This is a genomic window from Pantoea sp. X-Soil-ISGK-259, from assembly GCF_059730705.1.
Window position 1 is genome coordinate 3,117,830 of sequence record NZ_AP035986.1, and the last position, 16,305, is coordinate 3,134,134.

General features: G+C 53.0%; 9 protein-coding genes, 2 tRNA genes, 3 rRNA genes and 1 other annotated feature. Of the genes, 5 read left to right on the forward strand and 9 right to left on the reverse strand.

All coding sequences use genetic code 11. From position 1 onward, the window contains the following. Positions 1–3: 3 nt before the first annotated feature. On the forward strand, positions 4–1,359 hold the full coding sequence (gene pssA, locus AC6I77_RS14755; protein ID WP_003850394.1) for a CDP-diacylglycerol--serine O-phosphatidyltransferase: 1,356 nt from the start codon (positions 4–6) through the stop codon (positions 1,357–1,359). Between the two features lie 348 nt (positions 1,360–1,707). On the opposite strand, the gene AC6I77_RS14760 is transcribed toward pssA, so the two are convergent. The 9 genes from AC6I77_RS14760 to rluD form a co-directional block, all read right to left on the reverse strand. Next, entirely contained in the window at positions 1,708–2,997 is a 1,290-nt protein-coding gene (locus AC6I77_RS14760) for an MFS family transporter (protein ID WP_003850398.1), read from the reverse strand. Between the two features lie 276 nt (positions 2,998–3,273). After that, a 5S ribosomal RNA gene (rrf, locus tag AC6I77_RS14765) occupies positions 3,274–3,389 on the reverse strand. A 93-nt stretch (positions 3,390–3,482) separates the two neighbouring features. Next, positions 3,483–6,390, reverse strand: a 23S ribosomal RNA gene (locus AC6I77_RS14770). A 207-nt stretch (positions 6,391–6,597) separates the two neighbouring features. Continuing rightward, positions 6,598–6,673, reverse strand: a tRNA-Ala gene (locus AC6I77_RS14775). Positions 6,674–6,819: 146 nt separating this feature from the next. Beyond that, positions 6,820–6,896, reverse strand: a tRNA-Ile gene (locus tag AC6I77_RS14780). Between the two features lie 73 nt (positions 6,897–6,969). Continuing rightward, a 16S ribosomal RNA gene (locus tag AC6I77_RS14785) occupies positions 6,970–8,510 on the reverse strand. The 16S, 23S and 5S rRNA genes sit together here with 2 tRNA genes alongside, the layout of an rRNA operon. A gap of 472 nt (positions 8,511–8,982) precedes the next feature. Then, positions 8,983–11,568, reverse strand: a complete 2,586-nt coding sequence (clpB, locus tag AC6I77_RS14790; protein ID WP_186806333.1) for an ATP-dependent chaperone ClpB — start codon at positions 11,566–11,568, stop codon at positions 8,983–8,985. Positions 11,569–11,681: 113 nt separating this feature from the next. Beyond that, a complete protein-coding gene (yfiH, locus tag AC6I77_RS14795; protein ID WP_105099835.1) occupies positions 11,682–12,410 on the reverse strand; it encodes a purine nucleoside phosphorylase YfiH in 729 nt (242 codons plus the stop codon). Beyond that, positions 12,410–13,387, reverse strand: a complete 978-nt coding sequence (gene rluD / locus AC6I77_RS14800) for a 23S rRNA pseudouridine(1911/1915/1917) synthase RluD (protein ID WP_497817078.1) — start codon at positions 13,385–13,387, stop codon at positions 12,410–12,412. Before rluD ends, yfiH begins: the two co-directional genes overlap by 1 nt. Before the next feature lie 129 nt (positions 13,388–13,516). Here rluD and bamD point away from each other — a divergent pair, with 129 nt between their 5' ends. The 4 genes from bamD to pheA all read left to right on the forward strand — a co-directional run bounded on the left by bamD (position 13,517) and on the right by pheA (position 16,275). Beyond that, positions 13,517–14,248: an outer membrane protein assembly factor BamD gene (bamD, locus tag AC6I77_RS14805; protein WP_003849029.1), complete on the forward strand. Its 732-nt coding sequence runs from the start codon at positions 13,517–13,519 to the stop codon at positions 14,246–14,248. A 280-nt stretch (positions 14,249–14,528) separates the two neighbouring features. Continuing rightward, positions 14,529–14,864: a ribosome-associated translation inhibitor RaiA gene (gene raiA, locus AC6I77_RS14810; protein WP_003849030.1), complete on the forward strand. Its 336-nt coding sequence runs from the start codon at positions 14,529–14,531 to the stop codon at positions 14,862–14,864. A gap of 88 nt (positions 14,865–14,952) precedes the next feature. After that, positions 14,953–15,077: a sequence feature (Phe leader region), on the forward strand. Next, complete coding sequence (gene pheL, locus AC6I77_RS14815; protein ID WP_197066373.1) at positions 14,954–15,001, forward strand: pheA operon leader peptide PheL; 48 nt, start codon at positions 14,954–14,956, stop codon at positions 14,999–15,001. It overlaps the preceding feature by 48 nt. Before the next feature lie 22 nt (positions 15,078–15,099). Further along, positions 15,100–16,275, forward strand: coding sequence for a bifunctional chorismate mutase/prephenate dehydratase (gene pheA, locus AC6I77_RS14820; RefSeq protein ID WP_008927084.1), 1,176 nt, complete (start codon positions 15,100–15,102; stop codon positions 16,273–16,275). Positions 16,276–16,305: the final 30 nt, after the last annotated feature.

Below are 16,305 nucleotides of genomic sequence, written 5' to 3' on the forward strand. Positions count from 1 at the left end.
GTGATGTTGTCTAAATTCAAACGTAACAAACACCAACAACACCTCGCACAGCTGCCTAAACTGTCACAATCCGTTGCGGATGTGTCGACACTTTATTCGCCTGCTGAGTTTCGCCAGACGTTGCTGGAGAAAATAGCGACCGCACAGACACGCATCTGTATTGTTGCGCTTTATCTGGAAAATGATGACGCCGGACGTGCCGTTATGGATGCGCTCTATAGCGCGAAGCAGGCGCGGCCAACGCTGGATATTTCGATTCTGGTCGACTGGCACCGCGCGCAACGTGGCCGAATTGGCGCAGCACGAGGCGTAACCAATGCTGACTGGTATTGCGAAATGGCCACACGCTATCCGGATATTGCCATCCCGGTTTATGGCATCCCGGTTAATACGCGTGAAGCGCTGGGCGTGCTTCATCTAAAAGGCTTCATTATTGATGATATGCTGCTCTATAGCGGTGCCAGCATCAATGATGTCTACCTGCATCAGCATGATAAGTATCGGTATGATCGCTATCAGGTTATCCGGAATCCCCAACTGACCGATACCATGTATGAGTGGATCACACTGAATCTTAAACCTGCAGAAGCCGTCAACCGGCTCGATTTTGCAGAACGCCCCTCAAGTCCTGAAATCAAAAATGAGACACGCCAGTTCCGTCAGGATCTCCGGGGTTTCAATTACCAGTTTGAAGGCAATGCCGGCAATGATGAACTGACGGTCACGCCACTGGTCGGTCTGGGCAAGCATAGCCTGCTCAATAAAACCATTTTCCATCTGATGCCCTGTGCGGAACAGAAGCTGATCATCTGTACCCCTTACTTCAACATGCCAGCCCTGCTGGTGCGTAATATCATTCATCTGCTGCGCCAGGGGAAAAAAGTCGAGATCATCGTCGGTGATAAAACCGCCAATGATTTCTACATTGCGCCTGATGAGCCATTCAAAATTATCGGCGCGCTGCCTTACCTGTATGAAATCAATCTGCGTCGTTTCATGAGCCGTCTGCACTACTATGTTACGACCGATCAGCTGGTCGTGAGACTCTGGAAGGATGGTGAAAACAGTTATCACCTTAAAGGGATGTGGGTTGATGACGAATGGCAGCTGATTACCGGTAATAACCTCAACCCGCGTGCATGGCGGCTTGATCTGGAAAATGCGGTGCTGATTCACGATCCTCATCAGGAGTTAGCGGCTCAGCGTGAGAAAGAGCTTACGTTAATCCGTCAGAACACGACGATAGTGACGCATTTCCGTGAGCTTGAAAGTATTGCCGATTACCCGGCTAAAGTGCGGAAACTGATTCGCCGTCTGCGCCGGATACGTATCGATCGCCTGATCAGCCGTATTCTTTAATCGCTGCGGCCATAGAGGCATTCATTACGCGAAGTATCCTGTTGCTGTGCTGTTGTGCAGTGGATGCGTCGATATGGCGGAAGATCAGCGAGCATGACGGGATAAAGCGGAACATGTTTTCGCTTCTGCCGCGCTGGCTGCTGCAGGCAATGAATATGGGCAGCGCCAGCCTCTTTCTGGCCGTCAAAACCAGACTATCGGCATCCTGTTTTCATTAAGTATTGGGGCGGGAAAAGAGTGATATGACAGCCGCCCGAATGGCAGCGGCTGGCGCTGGAAAGCGTTCGTGTGGGATGCCGCGGATGCAACCCGCGGCATTGCCCTGTGAAATCTGAGTCAGTCGCCTTGTTAAAGCGTAATCCCTTTGCCGCGTCTGTGCAGCAACAGCGACACCAGAAATGCTACCGCACCCATGGCTGAAACATACCAGAAGAAGGTGGTCTCAATCCCCTGCTGCTTCATCAGCAACGCCACATACTCCGCCGACCCACCGAACAGCGCATTCGCGACTGCGTATGATAGCCCGACACCCAGAGCACGCACCTGCGGCGGAAACATTTCGGCTTTAAGAATGCCGCTGATGGCGGTGTAGAAGCTGGTAATCAACAAGGCCAGCATGATTAACAGGAAAGCTACGCCAGGACTTTGCACGTTTTGCAGCAGGGTCAGAATGGGTACTGTACAGATTGCCGCCCCCGCACCAAAGATCATCATCGAAGTGCGACGACCGATTTTATCTGACAGCGCACCGATTATTGGCTGAATCAGCATGAAGACCAGCAGTGCCCCGGTCATCAGCCCGCTGGCCGTTTTTGGATCCATGCCTGATGTGTTAACCAGATACTTTTGCATGTAGGTGGTGAAGGTGTAAAAACTCAGGGAGCCGCCGGCGGTGAAACCCAGCACCATCAGGAAGGGACGGGTATGATTGCGCAGTAACCCGATGACGCTACCCGCATCACGATGTTCACGGCTGGCTTTATCTGAGGTTTCTTCCAGAGAGCGTCGTAACCACAATGCGACAACGGCGAGCAGTGCGCCGAGGAAGAACGGAATGCGCCAGCCCCAGCTGCGCAGCTCTGCATCAGTGAGCACAAATTGCAGGACCACCACGGTCAGCACCGCCGCTAACTGACCGCCAATCAGCGTGACGTACTGGAAAGAGGCATAGAATCCCTTGCGTCCTTCCAGGGCGACTTCACTCATGTAGGTTGCGCTGGTCCCATACTCCCCACCCACCGATAACCCCTGAAACATACGCGCCAGCAGCAGAATGACGGGAGCGGCTACGCCAATCGTTGCATAACCGGGCAGGCAGGCGATCACCAGTGAACCAAAACACATCATACAGACTGAAACCAGCATCGAATTTTTTCGGCCGTGCTTGTCGCCAATATAGCCAAATAACCAGCCGCCAATCGGACGCATTAAAAATCCTGCTGCAAAAACACCCGCTGTCTGCAATAACTGCGTTGTGGTGTCACCCTTTGGGAAGAAGATGTGCGCAAAGTAGAGCGAGAAGAATGAATAGACATAGAAGTCGAACCATTCAACCAGGTTGCCCGATGACGCGCCGACGATTGCCCAGATACGTTTCTTTGTATCATCCGGCTGAGTTTTATTATTGGTGGGTGTCATGCCTTACCTCTGTTCCTTGCTGATCAACAGCGTTTAAAGGAGTGAGTAAAGCATTTAAGTCTACCGAAGGTAAAGGCGGGGTAATCCGAGATTATATTTGTGAGCCATGTCGCTAATTATCGAAAAATCAGCGAGTTGCTGGCAATTATGAGGGAAAGCCGGCCGGTGATAGCGCTGCAGGAAGCGGGAAAATCATTAACAATTTTGCTAAATACAGCGTAATTCAGACGTAAAAAAGCCCCGCACTTTCGTGCGGGGCTTCTTCACTTATATAATGCCTGGCAGTTCCCTACTCTCGCATGGGGAGACCCCACACTACCATCGGCGCTACGGCGTTTCACTTCTGAGTTCGGCATGGGGTCAGGTGGGACCACCGCGCTAAAGCCGCCAGGCAAATTCTGTTCTCCGCGCCGCCCCTTAAGGCCGCGCAGATATATCCGGTACAGGCTGAAAATCGTGTCTCTCAAAAACGCCTCTGGCGTTGTAAGGTTAAGCCTCACGGGTCATTAGTACCGGTTAGCTCAACGCATCGCTGCGCTTACACACCCGGCCTATCAACGTCGTAGTCTTCAACGTCCCTTCAGGACTCTCAAGGAGTCAGGGAGAACTCATCTCGGGGCAAGTTTCGTGCTTAGATGCTTTCAGCACTTATCTTTTCCGCACTTAGCTACCGGGCAATGCCATTGGCATGACAACCCGAACACCAGTGGTGCGTTCACTCCGGTCCTCTCGTACTAGGAGCAACCCCCCTCAATTCTCCAGCGCCCACGGCAGATAGGGACCGAACTGTCTCACGACGTTCTAAACCCAGCTCGCGTACCACTTTAAACGGCGAACAGCCGTACCCTTGGGACCTACTTCAGCCCCAGGATGTGATGAGCCGACATCGAGGTGCCAAACACCGCCGTCGATATGAACTCTTGGGCGGTATCAGCCTGTTATCCCCGGAGTACCTTTTATCCGTTGAGCGATGGCCCTTCCATTCAGAACCACCGGATCACTATGACCTGCTTTCGCACCTGCTCGAGCCGTCACTCTCGCAGTCAAGCCAGCTTATGCCATTGCACTAACCTCACGATGTCCGACCGTGATTAGCTGACCTTCGTGCTCCTCCGTTACTCTTTAGGAGGAGACCGCCCCAGTCAAACTACCCACCAGACACTGTCCGCAGCCCGGATCACGGGCCTACGTTAGAACATCAAACATTAAAGGGTGGTATTTCAAGGTTGGCTCCACGCGAACTGGCGTCCGCGCTTCAAAGCCTCCCACCTATCCTACACATCAAGGCTCAATGTTCAGTGTCAAGCTGTAGTAAAGGTTCACGGGGTCTTTCCGTCTTGCCGCGGGTACACTGCATCTTCACAGCGAGTTCAATTTCACTGAGTCTCGGGTGGAGACAGCCTGGCCATCATTACGCCATTCGTGCAGGTCGGAACTTACCCGACAAGGAATTTCGCTACCTTAGGACCGTTATAGTTACGGCCGCCGTTTACCGGGGCTTCGATCAAGAGCTTCTCCTTACGGATAACCCCATCAATTAACCTTCCGGCACCGGGCAGGCGTCACACCGTATACGTCCACTTTCGTGTTTGCACAGTGCTGTGTTTTTAATAAACAGTTGCAGCCAGCTGGTATCTTCGACTGGCTTCGGCTCGGGGAGCAAGTCCCTCCACCTACGCGCCAGCGTGCCTTCTCCCGAAGTTACGGCACCATTTTGCCTAGTTCCTTCACCCGAGTTCTCTCAAGCGCCTTGGTATTCTCTACCTGACCACCTGTGTCGGTTTGGGGTACGATTCTGTGTTACCTGATGCTTAGAGGCTTTTCCTGGAAGCTGGGCATTTATCACTTCAGCACCGTAGTGCCTCGTCGTCACGCCTCAGCGTTGATAAGGGACCGGATTTACCTGGACCCTCCGCCTACACGCTTAAACCGGGACAACCGTCGCCCGGCTGATATAGCCTTCTCCGTCCCCCCTTCGCAGTAACACCGAGTACAGGAATATTAACCTGTTTCCCATCGACTACGCCTTTCGGCCTCGCCTTAGGGGTCGACTCACCCTGCTCCGATTAACGTTGAACAGGAACCCTTGGTCTTCCGGCGAGCGGGCTTTTCACCCGCTTTATCGTTACTTATGTCAGCATTCGCACTTCTGATACCTCCAGCATGCCTCACAGCACACCTTCAACGGCTTACAGAACGCTCCCCTACCCAACAACACATAGTGTCGCTGCCGCAGCTTCGGTGCATGGTTTAGCCCCGTTACATCTTCCGCGCAGGCCGACTCGACCAGTGAGCTATTACGCTTTCTTTAAATGATGGCTGCTTCTAAGCCAACATCCTGGCTGTCTGTGCCTTCCCACATCGTTTCCCACTTAACCATGACTTTGGGACCTTAGCTGGCGGTCTGGGTTGTTTCCCTCTTCACGACGGACGTTAGCACCCGCCGTGTGTCTCCCGTGATAACATTCCTCGGTATTCGCAGTTTGCATCGGGTTGGTAAGCCGGGATGGCCCCCTAGCCGAAACAGTGCTCTACCCCCGAGGATGAATTCACGAGGCGCTACCTAAATAGCTTTCGGGGAGAACCAGCTATCTCCCGGTTTGATTGGCCTTTCACCCCCAGCCACAGGTCATCCGCTAATTTTTCAACATTAGTCGGTTCGGTCCTCCAGTTAGTGTTACCCAACCTTCAACCTGCCCATGGCTAGATCACCGGGTTTCGGGTCTATACCCTGCAACTTAACGCCCAGTTAAGACTCGGTTTCCCTGCGGCTCCCCTATACGGTTAACCTTGCTACAGAATATAAGTCGCTGACCCATTATACAAAAGGTACGCAGTCACCCCCATAAAGAGGGCTCCCACTGCTTGTACGTACACGGTTTCAGGTTCTGTTTCACTCCCCTCGCCGGGGTTCTTTTCGCCTTTCCCTCACGGTACTGGTTCACTATCGGTCAGTCAGGAGTATTTAGCCTTGGAGGATGGTCCCCCCATATTCAGACAGGATACCACGTGTCCCGCCTTACTCATCGAGCTCACAGCATATGTGCTTTTGTGTACGGGAGTATCACCCTGTACCCTGCGACTTTCCAGACGCTTCCACTAACACACATGCTGATTCAGGCTCTGGGCTGCTCCCCGTTCGCTCGCCGCTACTGGGGGAATCTCGGTTGATTTCTTTTCCTCGGGGTACTTAGATGTTTCAGTTCCCCCGGTTCGCCTTGCAGCACTATGTATTCATGCTGCAATGATGCACAGAGTGCACCGGGTTTCCCCATTCGGACATCGACGGCTGTAGCGGTTCATATCACCTTACCGTCGCTTTACGCAGATTAGCACGTCCTTCATCGCCTCTGACTGCCTGGGCATCCACCGTGTACGCTTAGTCGCTTAACCTCACAACCCACAGGCGTTTTACAACGCTGCGAGCTGCAAGCATTTGAGAGACTCGAACATGTCGCGCTTTTCATTCTTATTACGGAGAATGAAAACGACACGTCGTTTCAATTTTCAGCTTGTTCCGGATTGTTAAAGAGCATAATACTTCGCAGCACACCGTTGCCGGTACGCTCTGAAGTATTCAGAAAAAACAGATAAACGGTATGGTGGAGCTAAGCGGGATCGAACCGCTGACCTCCTGCGTGCAAGGCAGGCGCTCTCCCAGCTGAGCTATAGCCCCATACAGTTACTGCAGAGACCACTACTACCACTCAACCGAGTTACATTCTTCTGACGAAGGATGTAATTTCTTTTCAGGCAAGGCATGCGGAAGGGACGTTTACCGGGGTAAACGACCGCGCGCATAACGCAGCATGAGAAGAAATTTGGTAGGCCTGAGTGGACTTGAACCACCGACCTCACCCTTATCAGGGGTGCGCTCTAACCACCTGAGCTACAAGCCTGTAGAGGTTTTTTCTGCTCGTTACTTTTTATCAGACAATCTGTGTGGACACTGCGCGGGAAGGTATCTTCAGGTAAGGAGGTGATCCAACCGCAGGTTCCCCTACGGTTACCTTGTTACGACTTCACCCCAGTCATGAATCACAAAGTGGTAAGCGCCCTCCCGAAGGTTAAGCTACCTACTTCTTTTGCAACCCACTCCCATGGTGTGACGGGCGGTGTGTACAAGGCCCGGGAACGTATTCACCGTGGCATTCTGATCCACGATTACTAGCGATTCCGACTTCACGGAGTCGAGTTGCAGACTCCGATCCGGACTACGACGCACTTTGTGAGGTCCGCTTGCTCTCGCGAGGTCGCTTCTCTTTGTATGCGCCATTGTAGCACGTGTGTAGCCCTACTCGTAAGGGCCATGATGACTTGACGTCATCCCCACCTTCCTCCGGTTTATCACCGGCAGTCTCCTTTGAGTTCCCGCCATCACGCGCTGGCAACAAAGGATAAGGGTTGCGCTCGTTGCGGGACTTAACCCAACATTTCACAACACGAGCTGACGACAGCCATGCAGCACCTGTCTCAGAGTTCCCGAAGGCACCAAAGCATCTCTGCTAAGTTCTCTGGATGTCAAGAGTAGGTAAGGTTCTTCGCGTTGCATCGAATTAAACCACATGCTCCACCGCTTGTGCGGGCCCCCGTCAATTCATTTGAGTTTTAACCTTGCGGCCGTACTCCCCAGGCGGTCGACTTAACGCGTTAGCTCCGGAAGCCACTCCTCAAGGGAACAACCTCCAAGTCGACATCGTTTACGGCGTGGACTACCAGGGTATCTAATCCTGTTTGCTCCCCACGCTTTCGCACCTGAGCGTCAGTCTTTGTCCAGGGGGCCGCCTTCGCCACCGGTATTCCTCCAGATCTCTACGCATTTCACCGCTACACCTGGAATTCTACCCCCCTCTACAAGACTCAAGCCTGCCAGTTTCAAATGCAGTTCCCAGGTTAAGCCCGGGGATTTCACATCTGACTTAACAGACCGCCTGCGTGCGCTTTACGCCCAGTAATTCCGATTAACGCTTGCACCCTCCGTATTACCGCGGCTGCTGGCACGGAGTTAGCCGGTGCTTCTTCTGCGGGTAACGTCAATCGATGCGGTTATTAACCACATCGCCTTCCTCCCCGCTGAAAGTACTTTACAACCCGAAGGCCTTCTTCATACACGCGGCATGGCTGCATCAGGCTTGCGCCCATTGTGCAATATTCCCCACTGCTGCCTCCCGTAGGAGTCTGGACCGTGTCTCAGTTCCAGTGTGGCTGGTCATCCTCTCAGACCAGCTAGGGATCGTCGCCTAGGTGGGCCATTACCCCGCCTACTAGCTAATCCCATCTGGGTTCATCCGATAGTGAGAGGCCCGAAGGTCCCCCTCTTTGGTCTTGCGACGTTATGCGGTATTAGCCACCGTTTCCAGTGGTTATCCCCCTCTATCGGGCAGATCCCCAGACATTACTCACCCGTCCGCCACTCGTCACCCAAGAGCAAGCTCTCTGTGCTACCGTCCGACTTGCATGTGTTAGGCCTGCCGCCAGCGTTCAATCTGAGCCATGATCAAACTCTTCAATTTAAGTTTGATTTGCTTAAACAAGTTAAGCGGTGCTCATCTGTAAAACGTCATAATGAATTTCATTATGTGTTCACTCGTGAGGCTTGATATTTTTTTACGTCCGGAGACGCTGATATCAATCCTGCGAGTGCCCACACAGATTGTCTGATAAATTGTTAAAGAGCAGTGCGAACAGTGCGTTAGCGTCCTGTCGCGAGGTGGCGTATATTACGCTTTCCTCCTGCAGAGTCAACCTCTTTCTCAGAAGTTTTTCTCCGGCGGCGCAGTCTCCTGTGCCTGCTGACCCGTTTTCCGTTTCCGGTTTGCCGTGTCAGTGGAGGCGCATTATAGGGAACGGCTGAGATAGCGCAAGTGCAAATTAAGACTTTTTTTCTGACCGTTCACTTTGCAGCCAAAAAGAACAGTAAGTAAGCAAAAACCCCTTTAAAGGGTAAAAAAAACGGGCCAGAGGCCCGTTTTTCGATTCGCACTATTACTGATGTGCCGTTATGACGTCGTTAACGACATCCATTTCGATGGTTTTACCCGGCACCAGCGAACCTGCAAGGATCTGCTGAGCCAGCGGGTTCTCGATCTGCTGCTGTATCGCACGTTTCAGCGGACGCGCACCATAGACCGGGTCATACCCATTTTCCGCCAGCAGTTTGATCGCATCATCGGAGATGTGCAGCTGATAGCCACGTTCATCCAGACGTTTGTACAACCGCTGCAGCTGAATCTGCGCAATGGAGGCAATGTGTTTCTCCGCCAGCGGATGGAACACCACTACCTCATCAATACGGTTGACGAATTCAGGACGGAAATGCTGTCCGACCACACCCATCACAATATCTTTCATTTCCGGATAGCTGAGATTACCGAACCGCTCCTGGATTAAATCTGACCCCAGGTTAGAGGTCATGATCACCACGCTGTTACGGAAATCGACCGTACGGCCCTGTCCATCCGTCAGACGCCCATCATCCAGCACCTGCAGCAGAATGTTGAAGACATCAGGATGCGCCTTTTCAACTTCATCCAGCAGGATGACGGAATAAGGACGACGGCGCACCGCTTCGGTCAGATAACCGCCCTCTTCATAGCCGACGTAGCCCGGAGGTGCACCCACCAGCCGTGAGACCGAATGTTTTTCCATAAACTCGGACATGTCGATACGCACCATCGCATCGTCACTGTCGAACAGGAAATTAGCCAGCGACTTACACAGTTCGGTTTTACCTACCCCGGTTGGACCCAGGAACAGGAAAGAGCCGATAGGCCGGTTAGGATCAGAGAGACCTGCACGACTACGGCGTATGGCATTCGATACCGCTTCTACCGCTTCATCCTGTCCAATGACCCGGCCATGCAGATCCTGCTCCATGCGCAGCAACTTATCACGCTCACCTTCCATCATGCGTGCCACCGGAATACCGGTCCAGCGCGCCAGTACATCGGCAATCTCCACATCTGTTACGCGGTTGCGCAGTAACTTCATGGTTTTACCTTCAGCCTGAGTCGCTGCGGCTAACTGTTTTTCCAGTGCCGGAATTTTACCGTACTGCAGCTCTGACATCTGAGCGAGATCGCCCTGGCGACGGGCCTGCTCTAAATTCAGACGCGCCTGCTCCAGTTCAGCTTTGATGTTCTGCGTGCCGGACAGCGAGGCTTTCTCTGTCTTCCACTCATCTTCCAGCTCAGCGTATTCACGCTCTTTCTGATTCAGCTCGGTTTCCAGCATTTCAAGACGCTTGATGCTGGCATCGTCCGCCTCTTTCTTCAGCGCCTGCTGCTCCAGCTTCAACTGAATGATACGGCGCTCCAGGCGATCGAGTGACTCCGGCTTGGAGTCCATCTGCATACGAATACTGGATGCCGCCTCATCAATCAGGTCAATGGCTTTATCCGGCAGCTGGCGGTCAGCAATGTAACGATGAGACAGCGTTGCTGCCGCGACAATGGCCGGGTCAGTGATCTGCACATGATGATGCAGTTCGTAACGCTCTTTCAGGCCACGCAGAATCGCGATGGTGTCTTCCACACCTGGCTCAGCCACGAAGACTTTCTGGAAACGACGCTCCAGCGCGGCATCTTTCTCGATATACTGACGATACTCATCCAGTGTGGTGGCACCCACGCAGTGCAGTTCACCACGCGCCAGCGCAGGCTTAAGCATATTGCCCGCGTCCATCGCACCGTCCGCTTTACCCGCACCGACCATAGTGTGCAGTTCGTCGATAAACAGAATGACGTTGCCTTCCTGTTTCGACAGATCGCTCAGCACCCCTTTCAGACGCTCTTCGAACTCACCGCGATATTTCGCCCCGGCGACCAGTGCACCCATATCCAGCGCCAGCACCCGACGACCTTTCAGACCCTCAGGCACTTCACCGTTAATGATGCGCTGCGCCAGCCCTTCAACAATCGCGGTTTTACCCACGCCAGGTTCACCAATCAGCACCGGGTTATTTTTGGTACGGCGCTGCAGAACCTGGATGGTGCGGCGAATCTCTTCATCACGTCCAATCACCGGATCGAGTTTGCCCTTCTCTGCACGCTCGGTCAGGTCGATAGTGTATTTCTTTAATGCCTGGCGCTGATCTTCAGCCCCCTGATCGTTCACGTTGTCTCCTCCCCGCATCTGTTCAATCGCACTGGTGATTTTTTCGCGCGTTGCGCCTGCCGCTTTAAGCAGATCGGCCAGTGAACCACGGGATTCCAGGGCAGCCAGAACAAATAATTCGGATGATATAAAGTTGTCATTGCGCTTCTGCGCCAGCTTGTCGCACAGGTTTAATACCCGGACAAGGTCAGATGAGGGTTGTACATCCCCTTCGCTGCCTTCAACTTGTGGCAGGCGATCGATGGCCTGCTCGAGCTGAGCGCGAAAAGGTGTGACGTCGACACCCGCCGAAGTCAGTAAAGGTGAAACCGATCCGCCTTCCTGTTTGAGCAACGCGCTCATCAGGTGCAGAGGTTCAATGAATTGATTGTCGTGTCCCAGAGCCAGGGACTGCGCGTCGGCGAGAGCCAGCTGAAATTTGTTAGTAAGACGATCCAGACGCATAATTCCTCCCATTACAGGTCAAAATGCTACTGGAGATTAAATGAGGTCATCCCTCAAAATTTCAAGGTTAATGACCTGAGATTTGAGTAAAAAATACGCTAACTGGACCGTCTTATGGCGTAAGGTTATAACAGCCAGATCAAAGTTGCCATACGCCCGGTGATCCCATCACGACGAAAGGAGAAGAAATCGTCGCGTTGCGTAAAGGTACAGCGGCTATCGGCGCTGATTGAATTGACGCCCGCTGCCTGCAGCCGCATACGCGCCAGCAGCCAGATGTCCGCGTAAAACCGGTCGCCTGATGGACGGAAAGCCTGCACAGCGCGGGGATCCTGCGCCATAAAAGCCTCACGCACTTCTGCGCCAACCTCAAACGCATCCGGTCCGATGGCCGGCCCCAGCCAGACATGAATCTGCTCAGGCGGAGAACGAAACTGCGCCAGCGTATTTTCCAGTACACCGGCACAGAGCCCGCGCCAGCCTGCATGTGCTGCCGCCACTTCCGTCCCATCCTGCGAACAGAACAGTACCGGCAGACAGTCAGCGGTCATGATGGCGCAGACGACGTCGGGCTGATCGGTAATGCAGGCATCAGCACGTAATGGCATGTTTCCTCCTGCAGTCAGACGCACGACCTCCGTGCCATGAACCTGCTCCAGCCACTGCGGCATAGCGGGCAAATCCGCCTTATCCACCAGCAACTGACGGTTACGCGCCACCGCATCCGGATTATCTCCCACGTGCCCGCCGAGATTCAGCGCATCCCAGGGCGACGTGCTTACGCCACCCTGTCGCTGCGTCGAGCAGGCCCGAACGCGTGACGAGGCGGGCCATTGCGGCGTAATCAGACTCATCACCAATTCATCTGGTCTTTAAATTCTTCAGTGTCTGCTTTTAACGCCGCGATTAAATCAACCATGTCCTGTGGAAGCGCAGCATGGAATTCCATCTCAATACCACTGATTGGATGATAGAGGCGCAACATCGTGGCGTGCAGTGCCTGACGATCGAAACCGCGCAGCGTAGTAATAAATGCCTCTGATGACCCTTTTGGCGGACGCGGGCGGCCACCGTAAAGTGGATCGCCCACCAGCGGATGGCTGATGTGAGACATATGCACACGGATCTGGTGAGTACGACCCGTCTCTAGACGCAGACGCAGACGGGTATGAGCCCGGAAATGCTCCATGATGCGATAATGCGTCACCGCCGGTTTGCCCATTGGATGAACCGCCATATGGGTACGTTTGGTGGAGTGACGGCTGATAGGCTGCTCAACCGTGCCGCCCGCCGTCATATTGCCAATCGCGACCGCTTCATATTCACGGGTGATTTCGCGACGCTGCAGCGAGTCCACCAGATGCGTCTGAGCCGGAACGGTTTTCGCGACCACCATTAAACCGGTGGTGTCTTTATCCAGGCGGTGTACGATGCCGGCGCGTGGCACATCCATAATCGCAGGGTAGTGATGAAGTAAGGCGTTTAACACCGTGCCATCCGGATTACCGGCGCCAGGGTGAACCACAAAGTCACGTGGTTTGTTGATGACAATAATGTCTTCATCTTCATAAACGATGTCGAGTGGCAGATCCTGAGGTTCCCAGCGCTGTGCCTCTTCGATCTCAGCGTCAATCGCGACCAGCTCGCCGCCCAGCACTTTTTCTTTGGGGGTATCGACCATAACGCCGTTTACAGTAACGCGACGATCAAGGATCCACTCTTTTATGCGGGAACGTGAATAATCAGGGAACAATTCCGCCAAAGTCTGATCTAAACGTTGTCCGAGTTGTGACTCGGATACCGTTGCGGTGAGTTGAACTTGTTGTGCCATATACAGCTTCTTCGTTAACGTTGGGTTTTCACGGCGATGCCGTTTAATATAATGTGCTATCGTACCTGGTCATTACCGGGAGCTATACGGACAGCTTCCGCCATAACATTTGAGGATAATCACTTCGTCATGACGCGTATGAAACATCTGGTGGCTGCTGCCACACTGAGCCTGGCACTTGTTGGTTGTTCCGGCTCAAATGACGCGGTACCGGACAACCCGCCTTCTGAAATCTATGCTACAGCGCAGCAAAAGCTGCAGGACGGTAACTTTAAAGCCGCGATTAAGCAACTGGAAGCGCTGGATAATCGTTATCCGTTCGGTCCTTATTCGCAGCAGGTGCAGCTGGATTTAATCTACGCGTACTATAAAAATGCCGATCTGCCCCTGGCGCAGGCTGCCATTGCTCGCTTTATGCGTCTGAACCCCACGCATCCGAACATTGACTATGTCATCTATATGAAAGGTCTGACGGACATGGCGCTGGATGACTCCGCGCTGCAGGGCTTCTTTGGTATTGATCGTTCTGACCGCGATCCGACGCACGCTCGTGATGCTTTCCGCGACTTCTCCCAGCTGCTGCGTAATTACCCGAACAGCCAGTATGCGGCTGATGCTCAGAAACGCCTGGTCTATCTGAAAGACCGTCTGGCTAAATATGAGCTGTCAGTGGCGCAATTCTATACTAAGCGTGAGGCTTATGTCGCGGTTGTTAACCGTGTAGAAGGTATGATGCGCGATTATCCGGATACGCAGGCGACACACGATGCCCTGCCGCTGATGGAAAATGCTTACCGTAATCTGCAGCTGAACGCTGAAGCTGACAAAGTGGCGAAAATCATTGCAGTCAACAAAAGCTGATAGCCCGACAGATTTCAGCCACAAAAAAAGCAGCCTGCGATGGCTGCTTTTTTTTGCCCGAAGAACAGTCAGATTTGGATCTGATTCCAGCGAGCTAACTCATCCAGCATGCCGTGTTAATCGTTTCGCTTCAAGCCATTTCAGCGAGTTTCTCTGCCTTTCTCACAGAATGTTGTAACTGACAAAAAGTGACATTTTTTCGTGATCAAAATCTCACATTTAACGTTTTTTCGCGCTATGCTGAGAAGACCAAGACGGAAATGACAGAGAGGTAAGAATAATGATTCTGAACATTACCAGTAAACAAATGGACATCACCCCGGCAATCCGAAGCCATGTTGAAGACCGTCTCGCCAAGCTCGAAAAATGGCAAACCGACCTGATTAATCCGCATATTGTCCTGTCCAAAGAGCCCAAAGAATTCGTGGCTGATGCCACTATTAACACACCGAACGGGACTCTGGTGGCCAGCGCCAAGCACGATGATATGTATACCGCCATCAACGATTTGATTGCGAAACTCGAACGTCAGCTGAATAAAGTTCAGCATAAGTCTGAAGCCCGCCGCGCCAGTGCCAGCGTAAAAGACATTATCCCCGCCGACGAAGAGTCCTGATTTCCTTAACGCGCCTCCGGGCGCGTTTTTTATTGACAGCTTTTAAGCAGTACGGTTACTCTCAGGTCACTCACATTTCGGACATTACGATGAAACCCACTCTGTTTTTCTTCGCTTTCTTTTTTACCTTCCCCTGAACGGGAGGCTATTCGTCGTGTGAAAATGAAAGCGAAGACGAACAACGAAGCCTCCCAACCGGGAGGCTTTTTTATTGGATAGCATACAGGTGAGCCCTATGAATCCCGACAATCCCTTGCTGGCGTTACGCGATAAGATCAGCGCAGTGGATAAAAAACTTCTGACGCTGCTGGCCGAGCGTCGTCTGCTGGCAGTGGAAGTCGCACATGCAAAACTTGCCACGCATCGCCCGATTCGGGATGTGGAACGCGAACGTGCGCTGCTGGAGAATCTGATTGTACTGGGTAAAGCGCATAAACTGGATGCGCACTACATCACCCGGCTGTTCCAGCTGGTTATTGAAGATTCAGTGCTGACTCAGCAAGCACTGCTGCAGAAAAATCTCAACCATCCTCATGCGCATGCCGCCCGTATCGCATTCCTCGGCCCGAAAGGCTCTTACTCGCACCTTGCCGCACGCAACTACGCGTCACGTCATTTCGACAGCATGGTGGAGTGTGGCTGCCTGAAATTTCACGACATCATCAAGCAGGTCGAAAATGGCCTGGCTGATTACGCCGTGATGCCGATTGAGAACACCAGTTCGGGCTCGATCAATGATGTCTACGATCTGCTGCAACAGACCAGCCTCTCTATCGTGGGCGAACTGACCTTACCTATCGACCACTGCGTGCTGGTGAATGGCCCCACCGATCTGCAGCAGATTGAGACGGTGTACAGCCATCCTCAGCCCTTCCAGCAGTGCAGCCAGTTTATTAACCGTTTCCCGCACTGGAAAATTGAATATACCGAGAGTACTGCGGCAGCGATGGAGAGAGTGGCTGCGCTCAACTCACCTAAGGTGGCAGCATTAGGCAGTGAAGCCGGTGGTGAGCTCTATCAGTTGCAGGTGCTGGAACGTAATCTGGCAAACCAGCAGCAGAACCATACCCGCTTTATCGTGCTCGCCCGAAAAGCCATCGAGGTTTCAGATCAGGTGCCAGCGAAAACGACACTGATTATGGCAACCGGCCAGCAGGCGGGTGCGCTGGTTGATGCACTATTGGTGCTGCGTCAGCACAACCTGATTATGAGCAAGCTGGAGTCACGCCCGATTAATGGCAATCCGTGGGAAGAGATGTTTTACATTGATGTGCAGGGTAACCTGCAATCAGAGCGGATGCAGCAGGCTCTGCAGGAGTTACAGACCATGACCCGCTCTCTGAAGGTGCTGGGCTGCTATCCCAGCGAGAATGTGATACCCGCTGAACCCGGCGATGAAACCGTTGAATAGCAAAAAGGCATCCGCAGGGATGCCTTTTTC